General features: G+C 43.2%; 15 protein-coding genes. 7 read left to right on the forward strand and 8 right to left on the reverse strand.

Annotated features, from left to right (window positions below):
• Positions 1-36 precede the first annotated feature (36 nt).
• Positions 37-732 carry a lipoprotein-releasing ABC transporter ATP-binding protein LolD gene (lolD, locus tag J5X92_RS05935; RefSeq protein WP_208805055.1) on the forward strand — a complete coding sequence of 232 codons (696 nt, stop codon included), beginning with the start codon at positions 37-39 and terminating at the stop codon, positions 730-732.
• Positions 732-1,958, forward strand: a complete 1,227-nt coding sequence (locus J5X92_RS05940; protein ID WP_208805057.1) for a lipoprotein-releasing ABC transporter permease subunit — start codon at positions 732-734, stop codon at positions 1,956-1,958. The genes lolD and J5X92_RS05940 overlap by 1 nt, the downstream gene beginning before the upstream one ends.
• Positions 1,959-2,253: 295 nt before the next feature.
• Here the strand turns inward: J5X92_RS05940 and J5X92_RS05945 are convergent, their stop codons facing one another.
• Positions 2,254-3,600, reverse strand: a complete 1,347-nt coding sequence (locus J5X92_RS05945; RefSeq protein WP_208805059.1) for a dicarboxylate/amino acid:cation symporter — start codon at positions 3,598-3,600, stop codon at positions 2,254-2,256.
• Positions 3,601-3,708: 108 nt separating this feature from the next.
• Between J5X92_RS05945 and J5X92_RS05950 the strand changes: the two genes are divergently transcribed.
• Entirely contained in the window at positions 3,709-6,246 is a 2,538-nt protein-coding gene (locus J5X92_RS05950; protein ID WP_208805061.1) for an Ig-like domain-containing protein, read from the forward strand.
• A 62-nt stretch (positions 6,247-6,308) separates the two neighbouring features.
• Here J5X92_RS05950 and astB read toward each other — a convergent pair whose 3' ends face one another.
• Positions 6,309-7,649 (reverse strand): N-succinylarginine dihydrolase, encoded by a 1,341-nt coding sequence (astB, locus tag J5X92_RS05955; RefSeq protein ID WP_208805063.1) that lies wholly within the window; start codon positions 7,647-7,649, stop codon positions 6,309-6,311.
• Between the two features lie 398 nt (positions 7,650-8,047).
• Here astB and topA point away from each other — a divergent pair, with 398 nt between their 5' ends.
• On the forward strand, positions 8,048-10,714 hold the full coding sequence (topA, locus tag J5X92_RS05960) for a type I DNA topoisomerase (protein WP_208805065.1): 2,667 nt from the start codon (positions 8,048-8,050) through the stop codon (positions 10,712-10,714).
• A 13-nt stretch (positions 10,715-10,727) separates the two neighbouring features.
• Positions 10,728-11,279 (forward strand): DUF2058 domain-containing protein, encoded by a 552-nt coding sequence (locus J5X92_RS05965; protein ID WP_208805067.1) that lies wholly within the window; start codon positions 10,728-10,730, stop codon positions 11,277-11,279.
• 191 nt (positions 11,280-11,470) lie between these two features.
• Here J5X92_RS05965 and add read toward each other — a convergent pair whose 3' ends face one another.
• The 5 genes from add to J5X92_RS05990 form a co-directional block, all read right to left on the reverse strand.
• On the reverse strand, positions 11,471-12,478 hold the full coding sequence (gene add, locus J5X92_RS05970) for an adenosine deaminase (RefSeq protein ID WP_208805069.1): 1,008 nt from the start codon (positions 12,476-12,478) through the stop codon (positions 11,471-11,473).
• Between the two features lie 393 nt (positions 12,479-12,871).
• Positions 12,872-14,959 (reverse strand): hypothetical protein, encoded by a 2,088-nt coding sequence (locus J5X92_RS05975; RefSeq protein ID WP_208805070.1) that lies wholly within the window; start codon positions 14,957-14,959, stop codon positions 12,872-12,874.
• Between the two features lie 153 nt (positions 14,960-15,112).
• Positions 15,113-16,123: a pyridoxamine 5'-phosphate oxidase family protein gene (locus J5X92_RS05980; RefSeq protein WP_208805071.1), complete on the reverse strand. Its 1,011-nt coding sequence runs from the start codon at positions 16,121-16,123 to the stop codon at positions 15,113-15,115.
• Positions 16,124-16,131: 8 nt separating this feature from the next.
• A complete protein-coding gene (locus tag J5X92_RS05985; protein WP_208805072.1) occupies positions 16,132-16,803 on the reverse strand; it encodes a glutathione S-transferase in 672 nt (223 codons plus the stop codon).
• An 11-nt stretch (positions 16,804-16,814) separates the two neighbouring features.
• Positions 16,815-17,276, reverse strand: coding sequence for a nuclear transport factor 2 family protein (locus tag J5X92_RS05990; RefSeq protein WP_013784474.1), 462 nt, complete (start codon positions 17,274-17,276; stop codon positions 16,815-16,817).
• 153 nt (positions 17,277-17,429) lie between these two features.
• Between J5X92_RS05990 and J5X92_RS05995 the strand changes: the two genes are divergently transcribed.
• Positions 17,430-18,332 carry a LysR family transcriptional regulator gene (locus tag J5X92_RS05995; RefSeq protein ID WP_126872180.1) on the forward strand — a complete coding sequence of 301 codons (903 nt, stop codon included), beginning with the start codon at positions 17,430-17,432 and terminating at the stop codon, positions 18,330-18,332.
• A 129-nt stretch (positions 18,333-18,461) separates the two neighbouring features.
• Here the strand turns inward: J5X92_RS05995 and J5X92_RS06000 are convergent, their stop codons facing one another.
• Positions 18,462-18,701 carry a hypothetical protein gene (locus J5X92_RS06000; RefSeq protein WP_208805073.1) on the reverse strand — a complete coding sequence of 80 codons (240 nt, stop codon included), beginning with the start codon at positions 18,699-18,701 and terminating at the stop codon, positions 18,462-18,464.
• 165 nt (positions 18,702-18,866) lie between these two features.
• On the opposite strand from J5X92_RS06000, the gene J5X92_RS06005 reads away from it, so the two are divergent.
• Positions 18,867-19,325, forward strand: coding sequence for a GNAT family N-acetyltransferase (locus tag J5X92_RS06005; RefSeq protein ID WP_208805074.1), 459 nt, complete (start codon positions 18,867-18,869; stop codon positions 19,323-19,325).
• Positions 19,326-19,361 lie beyond the last annotated feature (36 nt).

A 19,361-nucleotide genomic window follows, 5' to 3' on the forward strand; every position in this document is an offset into this window, starting at 1 on the left:
CCATGCAGTTATTGTTAAAAGACGAAGAACGGCTGCATGCAGGACGTATTACATTGCCGAAAAATTTGTAAAATTTATCAAGAAGGCGACAACAGCACGCCTGTTCTAAATAACATTTCACTTTCTATCAATGCGGGTGAGCATGTTGCCATTTTAGGTAGCTCTGGCTCAGGAAAAAGTACCTTGCTGCATTTGCTTGGGGGCTTAGACACACCCACAAGTGGTGAGGTGTGGTTTAAAGGCGAGTCGCTTACTCATCTAAATGCTAAACAACTTGCCGCCTTGCGAAACAAAGAAATGGGTTTTATTTACCAATTCCATCATTTGCTAGGTGAATTTACTGCACTTGAAAACGTTGCCATGCCCCTTCGCATTGGCGGCGAGAGTGCGAGTACCGCTAATGCGAAAGCAAACGCTTTACTTAACGATGTAGGGCTTTCTCATCGTGCAGATCACTTGCCTAGCGCGCTCTCAGGCGGCGAACGCCAACGGGTCGCCATCGCTCGAGCATTAGTCGCATCACCGTCAGTTGTGCTTGCCGATGAACCAACCGGTAATTTAGATGCCACCACAGGTGAGCAGATTTATCAGCTGTTAAAACGTTTAAGCGAGCAAAAACAAACTGCCTTTGTGGTAGTAACCCACGATATTACCCTTGCTAACCGTATGGACAGAGTGCTTCGCATTAAAGATGGTGAACTGCTTAACGCAGCAACAGAGGAGCAACGCTAGTGGCGTTGGCATGGCAACTTGCTAAACGATTTCGTCGAGCCAAAGTTCAAAATCGCTTTATCTCATTTATTTCGATGTCGTCTACCGTAGGTATAGGCCTTGGTTGTTTCGTGTTAATTACCTTGTTAAGTGTAATGAATGGTTTTGAGCGAGAGCTAACGCAGCGAATTTTAACCGTTATTCCTCACGGCGAGTTATATAGCACCGACAAGACCGGTATTGAGAACTTAGATGCGCAGCTTTACCGCCTGAACCAAGACCCCAGAATTGCCAAGGTTGAACCTTACACCCCACTTACCGGCATGTTGCAATTCAAAGGTGAGTTAAAGGCGATTTCATTGACGGGCATTGCGGCAGACGCACAAAACACGTTTAGCCGACAAGTAACGGACGAACATTGGCAAAACTTCGCGTTAAACAGCGACAGTGTGCTGATAGGTCAAGGGATTGCCAACAAGCTTGATATTGAGGTGGACGATACCGTACAGGCACTTATTCCCGTTACCACGAAAGATTTACGCTTTAGCGCACCCACATCAATAACCTTAACCGTTGCAGGCTTTATGCATGTTGGTGGGGAGCTTGATAACCAATTGGGGCTGATGCACCTTGCGAAAGCTACCGCGGCCGCTGGCATAGAGGGCCAAGCATTGGGTATGCGCTTCACATTACACGATCCGTTTTCGGCCTATATCACCATGCGAGATATAGGTTATAGCTACCCTCAAGCGGTCTATATGTCTGACTGGACGCGAACCCAAGGTCATTTGTACAACGACATTCAGCTAGTTCGAACGGTTGTGTATATTGCGTTGGTGCTGGTGATTGCCGTGGCCTGTTTTAATATTGTGTCTTCATTAGTCATGGCGGTACGAGAAAAACAACCTGCCATTGCTATCTTAAAAACCATGGGCGCAACCGATACACTAATCCGGCGCACGTTTATGTTTCAAGGTGTGCTGAACGGACTCATTGGCATAGTGGTAGGGGTAACCCTTGCAATTATTATTGCCCCTAATCTTTCTACTATTGTGAAGTTTTTAGAAGGTGTTTTTGGGGTTGAAGTGTTGTCAGGCGATATTTATTTTATCGACTTTTTACCTTCCGCACTTATGTGGCAAGACGTGGTAGCCACCTGTGTGGTCGCCATCATCATGTCCGTACTAGCAACCTGGTACCCAGCCCATAAAGCGACAAAAGTGTCTCCTTCTCAATCCCTTCATTAACGGTGTTGGGGTTTATATGTAGGAAGAGGGATTGTCATCGCTTGTATGACTGCTAGCAATAATCTTAGCTATTAAAAATTGTAGATGATAACCATAGCTAGACGCACACTGAAGCCTTTGATTGAGCGTATTACAGCACCAATATACTTGGTCATTCACTTACGAATATGTATTGAGATTGTCAGTATAATGCAATTGTACAATGTATTTGCACTGGGTGATGGCAAGACCTATAAGCAATAAAAAAGGGTTAGCGATGCTAACCCTTTTGTGTAGTTCGAAAGCGATAAAGGAACTAAGCGTTCTTGTCAAACTCGCTAAAATTCACATCTTCTTCTTTTTCACCGGCATGTTCATTGTAATAAATATCTTCATCAAGCCCACCTTCGCTTTTCGCGACAACACACGACACCATACAGTCACCTGTAATGTTAACTGCAGTACGGGTCATATCAAGTAAGCGGTCGACACCAATAATCAGGGCGATACCTTCAACTGGCAGGTTAACTTGCTGTAGTACCATGGCTAGCATGATTAAGCCCACACCTGGCACACCCGCCGTACCGATAGAAGCTAGGGTAGCGGTTAACACCACCATCATGTAGTCGCCCAAACTCAAATCAACGCCATAAACTTGAGCGATAAATACGGTAGCCACACCCTGCATAATAGCGGTGCCATCCATATTGATGGTTGCACCTAGAGGAAGGGTGAAAGACGCTACTGAATTGTTAATACCCAATTTATTTCGCGCCGTTTCCATGGTGACTGGCAGCGTAGCGCTACTGCTTGAAGTACTAAATGCAAATAAGGCTGCATCGCGCATTTTCTTTAGTAGAACAATTGGGCTCAAGCCGCTTAAAAGTTTAAGCAGTATTGAGTAGGTCACTAGACCATGGATGATCAGCACGCCAAATACTAAGAAGAAGTATTTGGCCAAGCTAAAGATAGTGTCGCTACCAATGGTAGAGAACAGTTTAGCCATCAATACAAACACGCCGTAAGGCGCAAGGTTCATGATGATGGTGACAAGACGCATGATAACCGTGTTGATGTCTTCAAAAAACGCACTGACACGTTTGCCTGCTTCGCCAGTCATCGCCATAGAAATACCGAATAACACTGCAAACACGATGATCTGAAGCATGTTGCCTTGCGCCATCGAGTTAATAGGGTTACTTGGAAACATATTAACGATAACGTCACCCAAACTTGGTGCAGTTTTCGCTTCAAATGACGTTTCAGTGGTTAGATTTAACCCTTCTCCTGGCGAGATAAGTAAAGCCATACTCATGGCCAGTGTGATTGCTATTGCGGTCGTGACAACATAAAGACCAACAGACTTAGCGCCTAACCGGCCTAACTTACTAGGGTCGGACAGGGTACTGGTACCGCATATAAGCGAAACAAATACTAGTGGCACCACCAACATCTTTAAACTAGCGATAAAAATCTGCCCAAGGGTAGAAAATATACCATCTACAAAAATGCTATACGCAGAGAACTGGAAACCAAATACCGAAAACGTGAAATCTCCGCTATCATCGAACAATAGTTGAAGAAGCACACCTATCACGATACCGGCAATCATGCCGATAAAGATTCTGGTGGTTAAACTAAATTTATGTGCAGATTGAGACATTAAAATTCCCTGTACATTTTTATATTTTTATTTAGTGTGACAGATTCTATTGATTTTAAAACATAAAAAACGACCCAATTGTCATTTATAAAGGTTCAGGAACGAATTATGCGACAAATTACGCGCGTCTTGTCTAAGACACTCTGGCTATTTAGTACAATTTTTATACTAGCAGCATGTGGCGGAGGCGATTCAGTCTCTAGAGATGATAGCGATGGATCAGATGATGGCAGTGGTTCCTCCGCTACTGTTAATGTCGTATTAACCGTTCAAAACGCCAGCGGCGAAACCGACCGCAACCTAACCGCCGACAATTCTCTTACCGTTATTGCCACTGTTACCGATACCGACGGCGTTGCCCAAGCCGACCAACTTGTCACGTTTGCATTAAGTAATACCGACCTTGCGGTGTTCGGAAACGACACCGGTACAGCGCGAACTGACGACAGCGGGGTAGCAAGAATTACCATTAATGCCAGCACTGCCTCAGGTGATGGTGAGATAACAGGTAGCTTGAGCAGCGGTGAATCCGGCTCTACTACTTTTTCGGCAGTAGGCAGCGCAACGGTTGACCCAGCAACCACGGTATCGTTGGCATTGCAAAATGCCGCAGGTGAATCAGACAGTGATTTGTCTTCAGAAAATAGCTTAACCGCAGTAGCTACGGTATTGAACAGTGAAGGTGAGCCACAAGAAGACTTAATTGTTACCTTCACACTAAGCAATGATGAATTAGCTGTTTTTGGAAATGATACAGGGACTGCCCGTACTGACGAGAGCGGTATTGCGAGTATCAGCTTGGCTGTTGGCACTGCATCGGGAGATGGCGAATTAACAGCGACACTTTCAACCCTTGAAAGTGACACGACTACCTTCAGTTCTACTGGAAGCGTTACCGTTAGCGAAGACCCTGCATCTTTACAATTATATGCAAGTGCGGTTCAGTTGGCCTCTAGTGGCTCTGACGATATTGAACTTATCGCATTAATTAAAAACGAACAAAGCGTGTTGATGGAAGGCGTTGAGGTTAACTTTTCTGCTAGCAATGAAGCTGGTGTCGAATTGCAGCTAACCCAATCTACCACCACCGCCGATGGTACTGCCAGAGCGTTAGTGTCTACTCAGAATGATGCGTCGAATCGCACGGTAACGCTAACGGCTCAAACCGGCGCATTAGTTGAAACCGTTGATATTTTGATCACCGGCACCGAAGTGACTATTAATGGTGCAAATTCAGTTATATTGAATGACACCGCCGAATATACGTTGCGTGTTCAAGATTCTGATGGGGTAGCCATTGTTAATCAAACTATCCTATTAGAAGCAGCGAATGGCTCTTTAAGTGAAACCTCGGTTAATACGGGGGCTGATGGTCAAGCGACTATTACTTACACAGCAACTACTTCGGGTGAAGATACGATCACTGCTTCGTCACTTAATGCCTCTGTAGAATTTGAATTAGAGGTTCAACAAGACGAATTTAGTTTTGTGGTACTGCCAGATGAAGAAATATCATTGAATGAAGCGGCCACCATCAGTGTTCAATGGCTACAAGATGGCAGCCCTGCTGTGGGTAATAACGTGATATTTAGTGCTTCTCGCGGAGCGATTATTGGCGCAGCGCTTGTCACCACCGATGCTGAAGGTATTGCCTCTATCTCAATAGAGTCTGACAACGCCGGTTTTGCTTCCATTACTGCCACAGGTACTGAGTCTGGTAATGAGTCTACGGTGAATGCGGTTGCGCAAGTAGAGTTTATTGCGGTTGAACCGTTTACCTTGATAGCTGATGCTACACCTGACCTGATTGGCCCTGATGGGCAAACCAGTACTATTACCGCAGTGGTTAGAGACCCTTCAGGTAACCTAGTTAAAAATACCGTGGTTAACTTCAACGTTGATGATGTATCTACTGGTTCTATTTCACCTTCTCAATCTACTACCGACAGCAGCGGTATAGCGTCTACGGTATTTACCTCAGGTGCGCCTTCAAGTGAAGATGCTGTGATTATTCGCGCTTCTGTAGCAAGCGATGAAACGATTACTGACGAAGTGTATATGACCGTAGGGGATAGAGCATTTGATATCTCAATTGGTACTGGCAATGAAATTGAAGAGCCTGACTCAACCACTTACCTAAAACGCTTTGCTGTGTTTGTGTCTGATTCAGCCGGCCAGCCTGTTAGTGGCGTTGAGTTAACAGCTTCAGGTACGCCTGTTAAGCGTGTTTTAGGAGGAACATATTTAAAAGGGTACTGGTATTGGGATGAAGACGAGTCTATTTATAAGCCTGACGTAACAATCGAATGTGATAATGAAGACATCAATGGCAATGGTATTCTTGATGTTGGAGAAGATACAAATGATGATGAATTCTTAACACCAGGTATAGTTGGAACATTGTCGTTTGCAGAGACGAATATAACGGATGAAAATGGACAAGCTGAGCTAGAGTATCGTTATCCGGCAAATTACGGTTTTTGGTACGATATAGTTATTACGATTTTCGGTCAATCGACAGGGAGTGAGGCTAGCCAAGATCATTATTATCGATTAGGCGTTTCTTCAGACGACTTAACCAATGAAGGGGCAGGTCTACCTGCGAACCCATTTGGATCTGAAGCAGACTGCAGTACTATTAATTAGTACTAATTCAACTATCACAAAAAAGCCGGCATAAGCCGGCTTTTTCATATGCAAAACAATAACTAATCTTGCTGGAATGGATACACAGAACCAAGCTTTAATAGCTGAGTAAGTTCATCCAGTGCAGTGCGTGATTCAATCAGTAACTGCGGGTCACGTAAATCGTCTTCAGTAAGTTCATCACGGTAGTGTTTATCTACCCATTTGTTAAGACGCGCAAACTGCATGTCGTTAATTAAGGTCGCTGGGTTTACCGCATCAAGTTCTTGGTCGTTCATGGCTACACGTAAACGCAAGCACGCAGGGCCGCCACCATTGCGCATACTTTGCTTTACATCAAAATAGTTCACCGATTTTATCGGCGTGCCCAAAGTAACTAGTTTGTCTAAATAACGCTTAACCGCATCGTTTTCTTCGCAGTCTGTGGGGGCAATAATCGTCATGTCACCGCTTGGCAGCGTGATGATTTGGGTATTGAAAAGATACGTTTTAATTGCATCTTGTACCGACACTTCATCAGTAGGCACTTCAATAAGATGAAGGGGGGAATCACCAAACTTAGTTTGTAGTTCTTTTAGCCCGGCGTCCTTTTTATAAAAGGCTTGGTCGTGGTAGAACAGTACGTTTTGGTTGCCCACTGCAATCACATCGTTATGGAAAACCCCTTGGTCGATAACATCAGGGTTTTGCTGCATGTATACCACGCCTTCTTCGCTTAACCCATGCAAGCGAGCAACAGCTTGGCATGCTTCTAGTGTTTGGCGGGCAGGGAATTTAGTGGGGGCGGGTTTACCAGGGTCGAAAGCGTGACGGCCATATACAAAAAGCTCTACTCCAGCGTGGCTGTAATCGGAACACAAGCGAGTATGGTTTGCTGCGCCTTCGTCACCAAAATGTTCATTATCTGGCAAATGTAAGTGGTGGGCAAAGTGCTTTTCGTTTGCGAAGGTCGCTTTTAAAATATTACCTGTCACTTGCGGCTCTAATGAACGATGAAACTTGTTTGTTAAGTTTGCAGGTGTAAAATGCACGCGACCATCCGCCGTATCAGCGCTTGGAGAGACTGTGGCAGCGTTTGCTGTCCACATGCTTGATGCAGAGCAACATGCTAAGAAAATCTCTCTAGATTGCTTTGCAGCGCTTTCTAGCACTCTGGCATCTGAACCAGAAAAGCCGAGTCGACGTAATGCTGCTATGTCTGGGCGTTCTTGAGGGGCAAGTACACCTTGCATCATGCCCATGTCAGACAAGGCTTTCATTTTTAGTAAACCTTGTTTAGTGGCTTGCTTGGGGCTGCTAACTGCATTGGCATTGTTCAGAGAAGCAACATTACCAAACGAGAGTCCGGCATAGTTGTGGGTTGGGCCAACAAGCCCATCAAAGTTAACTTCAAATTGCTTCATACTTTCCCTCTATTTGGTGTTTGAGCGTTTGACCGCTACCCTATAAATGCATAACCCATGATTTGGGGAGTATTTACAGTGAAGCTAACGTCTCTTTTTTTGTTAGCCGCGAATTAATAAGCATAATAAATGCCTGTTAATTACTAGGCGCAAAGGCATAATGGCTGGCATTATACGGTTTTTATGCGCCTTGCCAATCAAGGTGGTTGAAAAGTGAACAGGAATTGCACGCGATTGAAGCAATGGGAAGAATAACTATTAAGAAGATCTTGTTTTCCATTCACTTTGTCGATATATGTTAAAAAAGCACGGACACCCTAATGGCACAGTCTAGGGGTCCTTTATCTTTGAGAATGACTAAAATAGTCCTTTAGAATCAATAGGTTTAATTCAATTATATGGCAAAATCTCTAGTCATAGTCGAGTCGCCAGCCAAAGCGAAAACGATAAATAAATATCTTGGTAAAGATTTTATCGTAAAAAGTTCTGTCGGCCATGTTCGCGATCTGCCTACGAAGGCATTGGGCAAAGTTGAGCCCAAAAAGCCAGCGAAAGAACTAAAAACTTATAGCGAAGAAGACAAGCAAGAATACCTTCGCAGACACGAATATTTAAAACTTGTTGATCGAATGGGAGTGGATCCAGAACAGAACTGGAAAGCTCACTATCAGGTTTTGCAGGGTAAAGAAAAAGTGGTTAACGAGCTTAAACGCTTGGCCAAAGACGCTGACACTATCTATCTCGCAACGGATTTGGATAGAGAAGGGGAAGCTATTGCGTGGCACTTACAAGAGTTGCTGGGCAGTAAAGGCAAAACCTATCAGCGTGTGGTGTTTAACGAAATTACTAAAAATGCCATTCAAGAAGCCTTCTCAGATCCAGGTGAAGTAAACGTTGCTCGTGTGAATGCACAGCAAGCTAGACGTTTCCTCGACCGCGTTGTGGGCTTCATGGTGTCACCGCTACTTTGGAAAAAAATAGCACGTGGTTTATCAGCTGGCCGTGTTCAATCGGTAGCTGTTCGTCTAGTAGTTGACCGTGAACGTGAGATTAAAGCGTTTGTTCCAGAAGAGTTTTGGGATATTCATGTCGACTTAACCAGTGAGCAAAAAGCAGCGCTGCGTATGTTGGTAGCCAAGCATGAAGGTAAAGCGTTTAAACCGGTTAATAAAGCACAAGCAGACAAAGCATTAGAAGACTTAAATGGCGCTAAGTACTTAGTTGAAAGCCGTGAGTCTAAGCCTACGTCTAGCCGACCTTCAGCACCGTTTATTACGTCAACGTTGCAACAGGCCGCGAGTACCCGTTTAGGTTTTGGTGTTAAGAAAACCATGATGATGGCGCAGCGCTTGTATGAAGCGGGTTACATCACTTATATGCGTACCGACTCAACAAACTTGAGCCAAGAAGCACTCGATAATTGCCGCGCCTATATCGATGATAATTTTGGTAGCCAATACCTACCAGAATCGCCTAATCGTTATGGTAGCAAAGAGGGCGCACAAGAAGCGCATGAAGCGATTCGTCCTTCAAGTGTTAAGGTAAATGCTGCACATTTAGGTGATATGGAGCGTGACGCTCAGCGCCTTTACGAGCTTATTTGGCGCCAGTTTGTTGCGTGTCAAATGACGCCGGCTAAATACGATGCCACCACCATTAGAGTGGGTGCAGGTAATTACGAGTTAACGGCGAAAGGTCGTGTGTTGAAGTTTGACGGCTGGACACGTGTTCAACCACAGCTTCGCAAAAAAGGTGAAGAAGAGTTAATGCTGCCTGATGTTCAAAAAGGTGATGTATTAAACTTAAATGCGCTTGATCCCAAGCAGCACTTTACCAAACCAGTGGCGCGTTTTAACGAAGCGTCTTTGGTAAAAGAGTTAGAAAAACGCGGCATTGGCCGACCTTCCACATACGCAAGTATCATTTCTACCATTCAAGATCGCGGTTACGTTCGCCTTGAAAATAAGCGTTTTTATGCTGAAAAAATGGGTGAAATCGTTAACGACCGTTTGATGGAAAACTTTGATGACCTTATGAGTTTCGACTTCACCGCCAACATGGAGCAACAGCTTGATGATATAGCGGAAGGTAACAAAGATTGGAAAGACGTACTTAACCTTTTCTACAGCGATTTTTATGGCAAGTTGCTTAATGCCGAGAAAGCCCCTGAAGAAGGCGGAATGCGCCTTAATCAAGCTATTCCTGCTGGCATTACGTGTGACAAGTGCGGGCGTGAAATGAACGTGCGTACGGCATCTACCGGTGTATTCCTTGGATGCTCTGGTTATAACTTACCGCCAAAAGAACGCTGCACCAACACCATGAACCTGACACCAGGTGATGAAGTGGTGAAAGTAGATGACGAAGAAGAGTTAGAAACCGAAGCGTTACGTGCTAAGAAGCGCTGTCCAATATGCAGTACTGCTATGGACAGTTACTTAGTAGACGAAACCCGTAAGCTGCATGTGTGTGGTAATACACCAACCTGCGAAGGTACCTTAGTGGAAACCGGTACGTTCAAGATTAAAGGTTACGACGGCCCCATTATCGAATGTGATAAGTGTGGCAGTGACATGGAACTGAAAAACGGTCGCTTTGGTAAATACTTCGGTTGTACCAATGAAGAATGTAAGAATACGCGTAAGTTGTTACGTAACGGTGAGGCAGCTCCACCTAAAGAAGATCCGGTAGATTTACCAGAACTTCCTTGTGAAAAATCGGATGCGCACTTTGTATTACGTGATGGTGCTTCTGGTATTTTCATGGCGGCGCATAACTTCCCTAAATCTCGGGAAACGCGTGCACCAAAAGTGGAAGAACTGGCGCGCTTTAGAGATAGAATTTCTGAAAAATTCTATTATCTGGCCGATGCACCGCAAAAAGATCCGGAAGGTAACCTTGCTATCGTTCGCTACAGTCGTAAGACCAAGCAGCAATATGTGATGTCGGAAAATGAAGCGGGTAAAGCTACGGGTTGGTCTGCATGGTATAACGACGGTAAGTGGGAAACACAAGCCGCCAGTAAACCTGCTGCTAAAACCAAAGCGAAAGCCAAAAAGAAATAAAGAGATTTAGTATATGGCCTCGTTACAGGAACAGTTATTAAAAGCCGGCATAGCAGACAAAGGTTCTGCTAAGCAGGCGCGTGCTGAAAAGCGCAAAAAGAATAAGCAAAAGACAAAGAAAAATCAGGGTGTGGTGGACGAAGCAACTATTGCTGCTCAGAAAGCCGCTGAAGAAAAGAAAGCCCGTTCACGTGAGTTGAATCAGTTGCAACAGCAAGAGCGTGAGAAGCGCTCTGTCATTGCACAGGTGAAGCAACTCATTGATGTGAATAAACAGCCGCGAAAAGGCGATACCGTACTGAATTTCACGCATGACAATGTAGTGAAGCGTATGTACGTGAGCGCTGAAATGCACAAGCAAGTGACTAAAGGCCGCTTAACCGTGGTGATTTTAGGTGATGCTTATGAGCTAGTGCCTACGCCTGTAGCGGATAAAATTGCGCAGCGTGACGATAGCTTTATTATTTACCGTGCCGACTTAGACACCAGCGACAATGACGGTAAAGAAGAAGCACAAGATGATTGGTATGCCGACTACGACATTCCAGATGATCTGACCTGGTAACGAAATCCTTGCCTTGTATCCAAATAAAATGACGTGAAATTCTTTTTCACGTCATTTTTCTTTTTCCTTCTCACATTCCCCTTCAATTTTTATTTCACTGTTTTCGCCGTTAGTTTGTCATGGCGGTATTCTCGGGGCTGATTGTTACATCGGTGCTTGCGCTTTACCTGCACGGTTAACAATCTATTGAATTAAGCGCACTTAGCTAAATAATCATTAAGCCCAGCTAAATATTGATCTTTTTCGGTAGATGTTAGCCAGCTTGCTTTAAAGCTGTTTGCCACTAACGTACTTAGTTCCTCTTGACTAAATCCACCCTCTTGCTGCAGCGCAATAAGGTTTTCATTTAAATATGCACGAAAATAGGAAGGATCGTCTGAATTAATCGTTGGCATTAATCCACGTTCAAGCATGGTTTTTATTTCGGTTGAGGTTAGTGATTGCACCACGAATTGATTCGACACTGGGCAAATGGTTAAGCCAATATTTTTTTGTTTCACTAAGTCGCATAATGCGTCTGATGCTAAAATATTTACGCCGTGATCTATTCTGTCTACATCGATATCTTCTAATACTTGGCGAATGTGCTCTAGGGTATTGTGTTGGTTAACATCGCAATGCATAGTGAGTTTTAATCCCCACTCACGGGCTTTAGCAAACACCTCTGCAAATTTAGATGGTGGGTTATTGTGTTCATCTGAATCTAATCCCACACCAATAAGTTTACTCAAATGAGGTTCAGCCATGAGTAAGTGTTTCATAGCCGAGTCGGCCGACATATCACGAAGGAAACACAGTATAAGATTGCTTTGTACACCTAGCTTGGTATTAGCATCCTGTTGTGCGCGATAGATACCTTCAATTACAGTATCGAATGCTACGCCTCGGGACGTATGAGCTTGTGGGTCGAAAAAGAGTTCCACATACACAATGTGCTGCGCCGCCGCTTTTTCAAAATAAGCCATGGTAAGCGCGTAAAAGTCTTCTTCTTCAATTAATACACTCATCCCTGCGTAATAAATATCTAAAAAAGAGGGTAGATCATGAAAGTTATAAGCGGCTATCATTTGCTCTGGGGTTTCTGCACTCAGGCTTACGCCATTCTTCTGTGCTAATGCAAAGCTTAGCTCAGGCTCTAATGTGCCTTCGATATGAACATGTAGTTCGGCTTTTGGCATCTTTTGTATGAATTCTTGCATATGGCCTCGGTGTTATTTTTTAGATAAACGCGCGAAAAACGCATTCAGTCTGAAATACAGCTAGTTTAAGACGCTGTTTGAAGTAGGTTTATGTGTAACGCTACATAGAGACAAAGCAATGCAAAAAACACGCCTTAGTTCAAAGTTATTGTAATCAATTAAATAGCGTAAGTTGTTAATACTAATGGGTTAATGTCGGTTTTATTCCGTGTTCATGTACAGGTGTTTAATGGAAAATGATAAGTAAATAAGCTGTCTAAAGCACAGGAGGCGTTTTAGCGCTAATGGCATCACGCGACAATAAGTGGCAGATGCATCGAGTTAGTGCAGCGCTGTGATGAGTAATCTAATGAGAAGGCATGCGACATAGCAGACCTTCTCATATGAAATTAGCTATTGTATTTCCATGTCGAGGTAGCCCGTTTTAAAATATTCTGGGCCGTGCAACTCGGTACAGGAAAGTTCATCTGCTGCTTTTTGCGCTAATTGATAAGCATCAAAATGATTGCTATTTTTTATAAGACCATTATGCGTGCGTGATGGTGGGCCAAATATGGGCCTACCAGAGCATGTAATCGTATACTTCCAATCAGCTAATTGTGACGAAAAAGAAGTGGTTTTGGTTTCGGTTGAATAAGTATAACTGCTCGTTGTTTCCGTCGCTTTCCAGGTTTTTGATAATGTCGAACTACTAAAATCTGCGTAGTAGGGTAGGTCACGTAATAGTCCTTTGACCGATGCGAGTTCGCTCTGACCAAGTTTACAACTGAAAACGTCATAGGTGTAAGACACTTTATCGTCACCATTTAGGGTAACTAACGATTCTAGGAAGCCTCTGTTTCTTACGTCGTTCTTGGTTTCTTCAAAATCGCAATTAGCATCTTCTTTTATCCTGATATTAATATCAGGATAGGTTAAGTCCAAGTTGATGTACTTGTGATGGTAGTTAACATTTAATTGAGGTGTGAAGTATCGCAAAATATATTGATATTCTATTGAATCTAAATAGTTATCGGTTCTGAAGCTTTTGTTAATTCCAGATAATTTCAGAAATTTTTTAGAGTAGTCGCTTATGCTTACACCGTTTATTTTATCAAGTAAGCTAGCAAACTCTGATATCGCATTTTTATGTTTTATTTTCGCGTCGAAATACGTATCTAACAAACTTATAGTTACACTCACATTTTCGTTAGATTCCACTATCGCGTTTTTCGCTAACGTTAGAAAATCTCGTTTTTTTGTTAGTACAAATGCACTCATGTAGCCGTCAAATGACTCTAGGCTAACAAAAATGGCTTTTTTAGCGAGTACAGCCTCTTCTCGGTACGCACCATTTTTATGTTGCTCGAGGTAACTATCGAATTCTGCTACGGTATTTTTCTGTTTTGCCCTTGTGAAGTCAGCCTTATCAATGAGCGCATATCGTTTTGCCTTAAGCTTGTTTATTTTGTCTTGGGGAATACCAGCAAGATGTTCTTTGTTATTCAAAACTTTATTAATTGAGGTCACGGATGAACCTAACACTAGGCCAGCGTAGCGCTGATTTAGCCTTACGTTATTTTCTCGATGTGAAATAGCTTTTTGTGCATCAGCAAGCCGCGACAACAGTATCTTTTTGTAAATCCAACCTTCGCCGTTATAAACCCATCCGTCTTCTATTTTTTCGGAAATTATAAGCGTCCCCTTATTGTGCTTATTAATGATTTTTCCTCGAGTAGACGGTCTATTTCGTTGGTTGACGACAGGTGATTTCACTACAAACCCATAGTAATTATCTTCGCTTAACAATCGCTTTATGCTTTCAAGCTTTTCTATACTTTGAGCGTTGTTTATTGCTTTTATCAAAATGTCATGATCGATCAAGCTTATGTACGGCTTTACGTTTTTACTAAAGGTAGTGACGGCGTTGTTGGTTAATACGTCATGAATTTCATTCTTTGTGGTGAATATGTCACTTTTTATTGTTGCGCCAACGCGGTTTAACAAATCACTATCAATTTTGTTATTCACATAAAAGTCGCCGTCAGAAGCAGCCCCTACAACTATATAGGGAACAAGCACTGTCATCAGCACCATGCCGCCAGAGACTTCTGAATCGTGAAATACCGAGTTTTCAGGTATGTTCTTTTTGGCATCGGTAAAGCAAGGTTTTGAACGGTTAGTATGTGTTAGCACTACGCAATCAATAAACGTATCCCCATTCGTTATATTTTTTCCTTCATTTTGCTTTAGTAGCTTTATTAGTGCTTGCCGACTTATTTTCTTAGCTGATATATCGACAACGTCGATTTTATCCTTCGTAAGTTGAAAGATAACTTGCAGCTCTTTATGAGGAAGTTCTTCGTTAGCATATTGAGATTGAGTTTTTGCGCTAAGTGATGAAAGATTTTTCATTTGTGATGCATTGTTCGACGAACAAGACGCTATCAAAATGGTTGTGATAGTTACTATTGCTTTGCGAAAAATACTGCTGTTTTTCATAAAGTGGTTCTTGATGATGTTTTAGTTATCCACTTATTTAAACAAAATAGAAAAACACTGTCCTTCCTCAAATCGCGCATAATTGGGTTGTTTCAGCGTCCAAAATTAATCTAGCTGACTAGGTGTCGTGTAGGTGTGGTGACACTGGAAGTATCACCACACGCCGGTATGCTCAGTGTGAATTGACCTTTCAATGATAGGGTGCTTGAAGGGGTAAATACTAAAAACCCGGGTAACGTCTTGAATGGATACTTGTACAAACCGCTCCGCGCCAGCAAACCCTTCCAGTTTTGGGTGAGACCACAAGATGGATGCTTTGCCATTAACGAACAAGATATCCCCATTGCTATCATCAACAAAGCATAAACCAACACGTCCATCTGATTCGATGTTACCAAGGGTATTAAAAAACTTATTCCCACTAAAGTCAGGAAACAACAAGCTACTTTCATCTACGTTAATAAAGCCAGGCTTGCCGCCTCGATGTGATACATCTAGTCCGTGGCGAGGGTCGTCGGTAAAGTCATGGTGCCTTGAGGCAATGTAAAATGTATCCGCCCGAGCGATTAGCAAAGCATCTTTACTTGTTAGCGCACTGGAACGTGCATATTGAGTATTTGAATTTGTGTTTGAGCTGGCTTCCAGTGTAGGTGCAACATCACGGTGCAAGGTATCTCGAGGGTGAATATACTGAGGGCAGTTTCCATAACTTTGCTCTACTTGCACGCGTATAACACCACCCCGATTGTGCATTATTAGTCCGTTGAGCCTATTACGGCGGCGAGTGCTGAGTTGTAACCCAAGTAGCGCAATTTTACTGCCAGTATTACCATCTAACAATGCGACATCATTAATTAACCAAGTTACATTATCGTTTAAGGCAAGTGAAAGCTGAGTGGGTGATGGCGACTGAATATAGTGGTGGTCGTCAACAGTGGTATGGTCACCCCAAAGTGGTATAGCCCAGGGGTGCCCCTGACTATCCACAAGGCCAGCCATCATGAATGGGCTATTGCAAAAAAATGCGCGGTGCTGCGCTGGCATAAAAGGGCGTATGAAGCCTTTCATCTGCTCATCCATACGCTCAGCAACGCCTAAACGTTGCTGAATACGATATTCCTCAGTATGAAAGACACTCGCATTACTTGAATTAGCGCTGTTCATAACAGATCCTACAGCCTATATTCCTGTATGGGGGAACTGGCCATAGGAATGAAATTAGCGAGCGATTCAATGCGGTTAACCCAAGCGCGAATAGCGGGGTAGGGTTGCAACGAAACGCCCCCTTCAGGTGCGTGGGCTATGTAGCTGTACATGGCGATATCCCCAAGCGTCAGCGAGTCGGTAGCCAAGTATGATTTGGTGTTGGTTAAAGTATCTTCCATCACTTTTAGCAAGTTTTCAGTTATTGCTAATGCGCTGGCTACATCAATATTGGCACCAAATACATACTCAAGACGAAGTGCTGCTGGGCCTTTGGCAAGTTCACCTGAAGCCACTGAAAGCCAGCGTTGTACACGAGCCTTTTCAATAGGTGTCGCCCCCATCCAAGGATAAATACTGCCGTAAGTATCTGCTAAATAGACAATAATGGCGTTGGAGTCTGACACTGTGTGTTCACCATCAACAATCACTGGTACCTGCCCGAAAGGGTTCTTGGTAATAAAGTCTGTCGATTTGTGTGCGCCGTTAACCATATCAAGTTCGTGATTAATGTAGCTAATACCGAGCAGCGACATAAACAATTCCACTTTATGACAATGCCCAGATTTTGGGTTTCGATAATGAATAATAGGTGCGTCTTTCATTGTGCTATTTGGGGCATTTTTCGGTAATGAAGTCATCAACATTCTCCTTATAAATCAAGTTCTGTAAGGCTTGGAAAGTCATCGGGACGGCTATCGCCTTCCCAAGTCAGTTTTCGTTCATTGTCACTAATAGGGTGGTCATTAATACTGGCAATGCGGCGCTGCATTAAGCCTTCTGGGTTGAACTCCCAGTTTTCGTTGCCATAAGCCCTAAACCATTGTGCTGAGGCATCTTGATATTCATAAGCAAAGCGAACAGCAATACGATTATCAGTATGCGCCCACAGCGCTTTTACCAATTTATAGTTAAGTTCTCTGGCCCATTTTCGTGTTAAAAAAGCCTCGATTTGAGCCGTTCCGGTAATAAACTCAGCACGATTTCGCCACTGACAATCAGCCGTGTACGCTGCAGCTACTCGCACAGGAGAACGACTATTCCAAGCATCTTCAGCCAGGCGAATTTTTTCAATAGCAGTTTCTTTGGTAAAAGGGGGAAGTGGAGGTCTCATAAGCTCATCCTGTTTATTTATATTGCAGTGAGTATGATTGCTTGCTAAAAATAAATAATTACTCAATTTTGAAATTTATAATTTCATTATTTGAAATAATAAAAGTGTAGAATAGTTGGTAAACCCCATTAGGAATGAGTAAAGCGACTCGGTATGGATAGAATACAAGCAATGTCAGTGTTTGCGGAAGCAGCTAAGCTTGGCAGTTTTGTGAGCGCTGCCGAGCAATTGTCGATGTCGGCTCCGGCGGTAACGCGGGCTATCGCTACTTTAGAAGCACAGTTGAACACGCGATTGTTCCATCGTACAACTCGTCGTATTCGATTAACCGAAGCGGGCATACAATACCTTAATGACGTACAGAGAATATTGGCAGACATAGCACAAAGTGAAGCTGCAATTGCGGGTGTTCAGTTATTGCCAAAGGGTACGCTGAGTGTAACGGCGCCCGTGTTATTTGGTGAGCTTTACATTACACCTATCATTGCTCAGTTTTTACGAGACTTTCCTGAAGTAAATGTGCATGGCTATATGTACGACAACATTGTTGATCTACTCGACACAAAAATTGATGTGGCAATAAGAATTAGTCAGCCGAAAGACTCTGGTTTATATGCCACTACTGTGGGGTACGTAAGAAAGGTAACGGTAGCATCGCCAGACTATTTAGCTAATGCACCAAACCTAAAAACACCGGAAGATTTAAAACATCATACTTTGCTGTACCCGAGTGACTTCAAGGAGCCGCCGGTGTGGAATTTCAAACGTAATGGTAAAACGGTAGCCATCCGTTTACAGCCTAGATTTGAATGCAATCAAAATCGTTCGACAATTAGCGCCGCAAAATCTGGGCTAGGCATCACGCGCCTGATGTCTTATCAAGTAGCGGATGCAATAGAGAAGGGCGAATTAGTCAGTGTATTAGATGAATTTAACGATGAAAAGTTACCTATACAAGTAGTCAGTCTTGAAGGGCGTCATAACCTAGAAAAAGTGAAGAAATTCGTAGAATATGTCAAAAGTGCCTTAGCAAAAGATGTGTACTTGAATTCTTAATCTCACGCTAATATTAAATAAGTTGATCAACAATCCGTTTAACAAGTTGTTCATTCGAGCTGTTCATACGAGCTCGGCACAACCCTTTTTAAAAGCGCTGTACCTAAACGTTGAATAGCGATTGATACGTTACTTCTTCTTACCCTGGTTAATACCCTCATTAATGACTTCGTTTCTTTCTCGTTCGTAGGTGTCATAGCTTTTTTGGTACTGAGCTTCGCACTCTTCTCGTTGTGCGCCATAAAGTTTACGGCACTCTTGAAGACGGTTCTCTTGCGTAGCTTCGTACAAATCTTGCGACGTGCAAGCGAATAAAAACGGCGATACTGTTGCCACTACCGCGAGGGGGGCGAGTTTGCGATTAAACATAAATTACCTTTGCGAAGAGAAGTGCCACACTCGTGGCTAACAGGTATTTGTTATGACGGTTCAAATTCCATTTGGTTCATTGATTCAACCGTGCATTTTTTAGTGTTATCTTCATGCAGGTTTGATAAAAATAACCCCATAAATAAAGAGTAAATAACCAGTCTTATGATTTCTTGGAAAGTATTAACATTTAGTCAGCTCAATACCCATCAGTTGTTCGAGCTTATGAAACTGCGAGTTGATGTATTTGTTGTAGAACAAACGTGCCCATACCCTGAGCTTGATGAAAAAGACAGACATCGCGATACGCGGCATTTATTGGGCTTTACTAACGACAAATTAGTCGCTTATGCCCGTTTGATCCCTGTGGGGGTGAGTTATCCTGGGGTAAGTATTGGCAGAGTGGCTACCCATGCTGACTTCAGAGGCAATGGTGCGGGTATAAGCTTGTTAACTGAGGCGATAAAACAGTGTGAAAACCTGTGGCCGAATAAAGATATTGAAATTGGTGCACAAGAATATTTGTTAGCGTTTTATCGTAAGTTTGGTTTTGTGCAAACATCACAAATGTATCTGGAAGATGATATACCTCATGTGGACATGAAGCGTAAAGCCGTAGTTTGATTCAAGTATCGCCTGGGTATTTAGGGGGGGAGATAA

The organism is Alteromonas sp. K632G (genome assembly GCF_017653625.1).
Taxonomy (GTDB): domain Bacteria; phylum Pseudomonadota; class Gammaproteobacteria; order Enterobacterales; family Alteromonadaceae; genus Alteromonas; species Alteromonas naphthalenivorans.

What these genes read in the sequence shown, in the direction of transcription:
- lolD (WP_208805055.1), top strand. Translation starts at nt 37, where the DNA reads ATGCAGGACGTATTACATTGCCGAAAAATTTGTAAAATTTATCAAGAA.
- J5X92_RS05945 (WP_208805059.1), bottom strand. Translation starts at nt 3,600, where the DNA reads ATGTCTCAATCTGCACATAAATTTAGTTTAACCACCAGAATCTTTATC.
- J5X92_RS05950 (WP_208805061.1), top strand. Translation starts at nt 3,709, where the DNA reads ATGCGACAAATTACGCGCGTCTTGTCTAAGACACTCTGGCTATTTAGT.
- astB (WP_208805063.1), bottom strand. Translation starts at nt 7,649, where the DNA reads ATGAAGCAATTTGAAGTTAACTTTGATGGGCTTGTTGGCCCAACCCAC.
- topA (WP_208805065.1), top strand. Translation starts at nt 8,048, where the DNA reads ATGGCAAAATCTCTAGTCATAGTCGAGTCGCCAGCCAAAGCGAAAACG.
- J5X92_RS05965 (WP_208805067.1), top strand. Translation starts at nt 10,728, where the DNA reads ATGGCCTCGTTACAGGAACAGTTATTAAAAGCCGGCATAGCAGACAAA.
- add (WP_208805069.1), bottom strand. Translation starts at nt 12,478, where the DNA reads ATGCAAGAATTCATACAAAAGATGCCAAAAGCCGAACTACATGTTCAT.
- J5X92_RS05975 (WP_208805070.1), bottom strand. Translation starts at nt 14,959, where the DNA reads ATGAAAAACAGCAGTATTTTTCGCAAAGCAATAGTAACTATCACAACC.
- J5X92_RS05980 (WP_208805071.1), bottom strand. Translation starts at nt 16,123, where the DNA reads ATGAACAGCGCTAATTCAAGTAATGCGAGTGTCTTTCATACTGAGGAA.
- J5X92_RS05985 (WP_208805072.1), bottom strand. Translation starts at nt 16,803, where the DNA reads ATGACTTCATTACCGAAAAATGCCCCAAATAGCACAATGAAAGACGCA.
- J5X92_RS05990 (WP_013784474.1), bottom strand. Translation starts at nt 17,276, where the DNA reads ATGAGACCTCCACTTCCCCCTTTTACCAAAGAAACTGCTATTGAAAAA.
- J5X92_RS05995 (WP_126872180.1), top strand. Translation starts at nt 17,430, where the DNA reads ATGGATAGAATACAAGCAATGTCAGTGTTTGCGGAAGCAGCTAAGCTT.
- J5X92_RS06000 (WP_208805073.1), bottom strand. Translation starts at nt 18,701, where the DNA reads ATGTTTAATCGCAAACTCGCCCCCCTCGCGGTAGTGGCAACAGTATCG.
- J5X92_RS06005 (WP_208805074.1), top strand. Translation starts at nt 18,867, where the DNA reads ATGATTTCTTGGAAAGTATTAACATTTAGTCAGCTCAATACCCATCAG.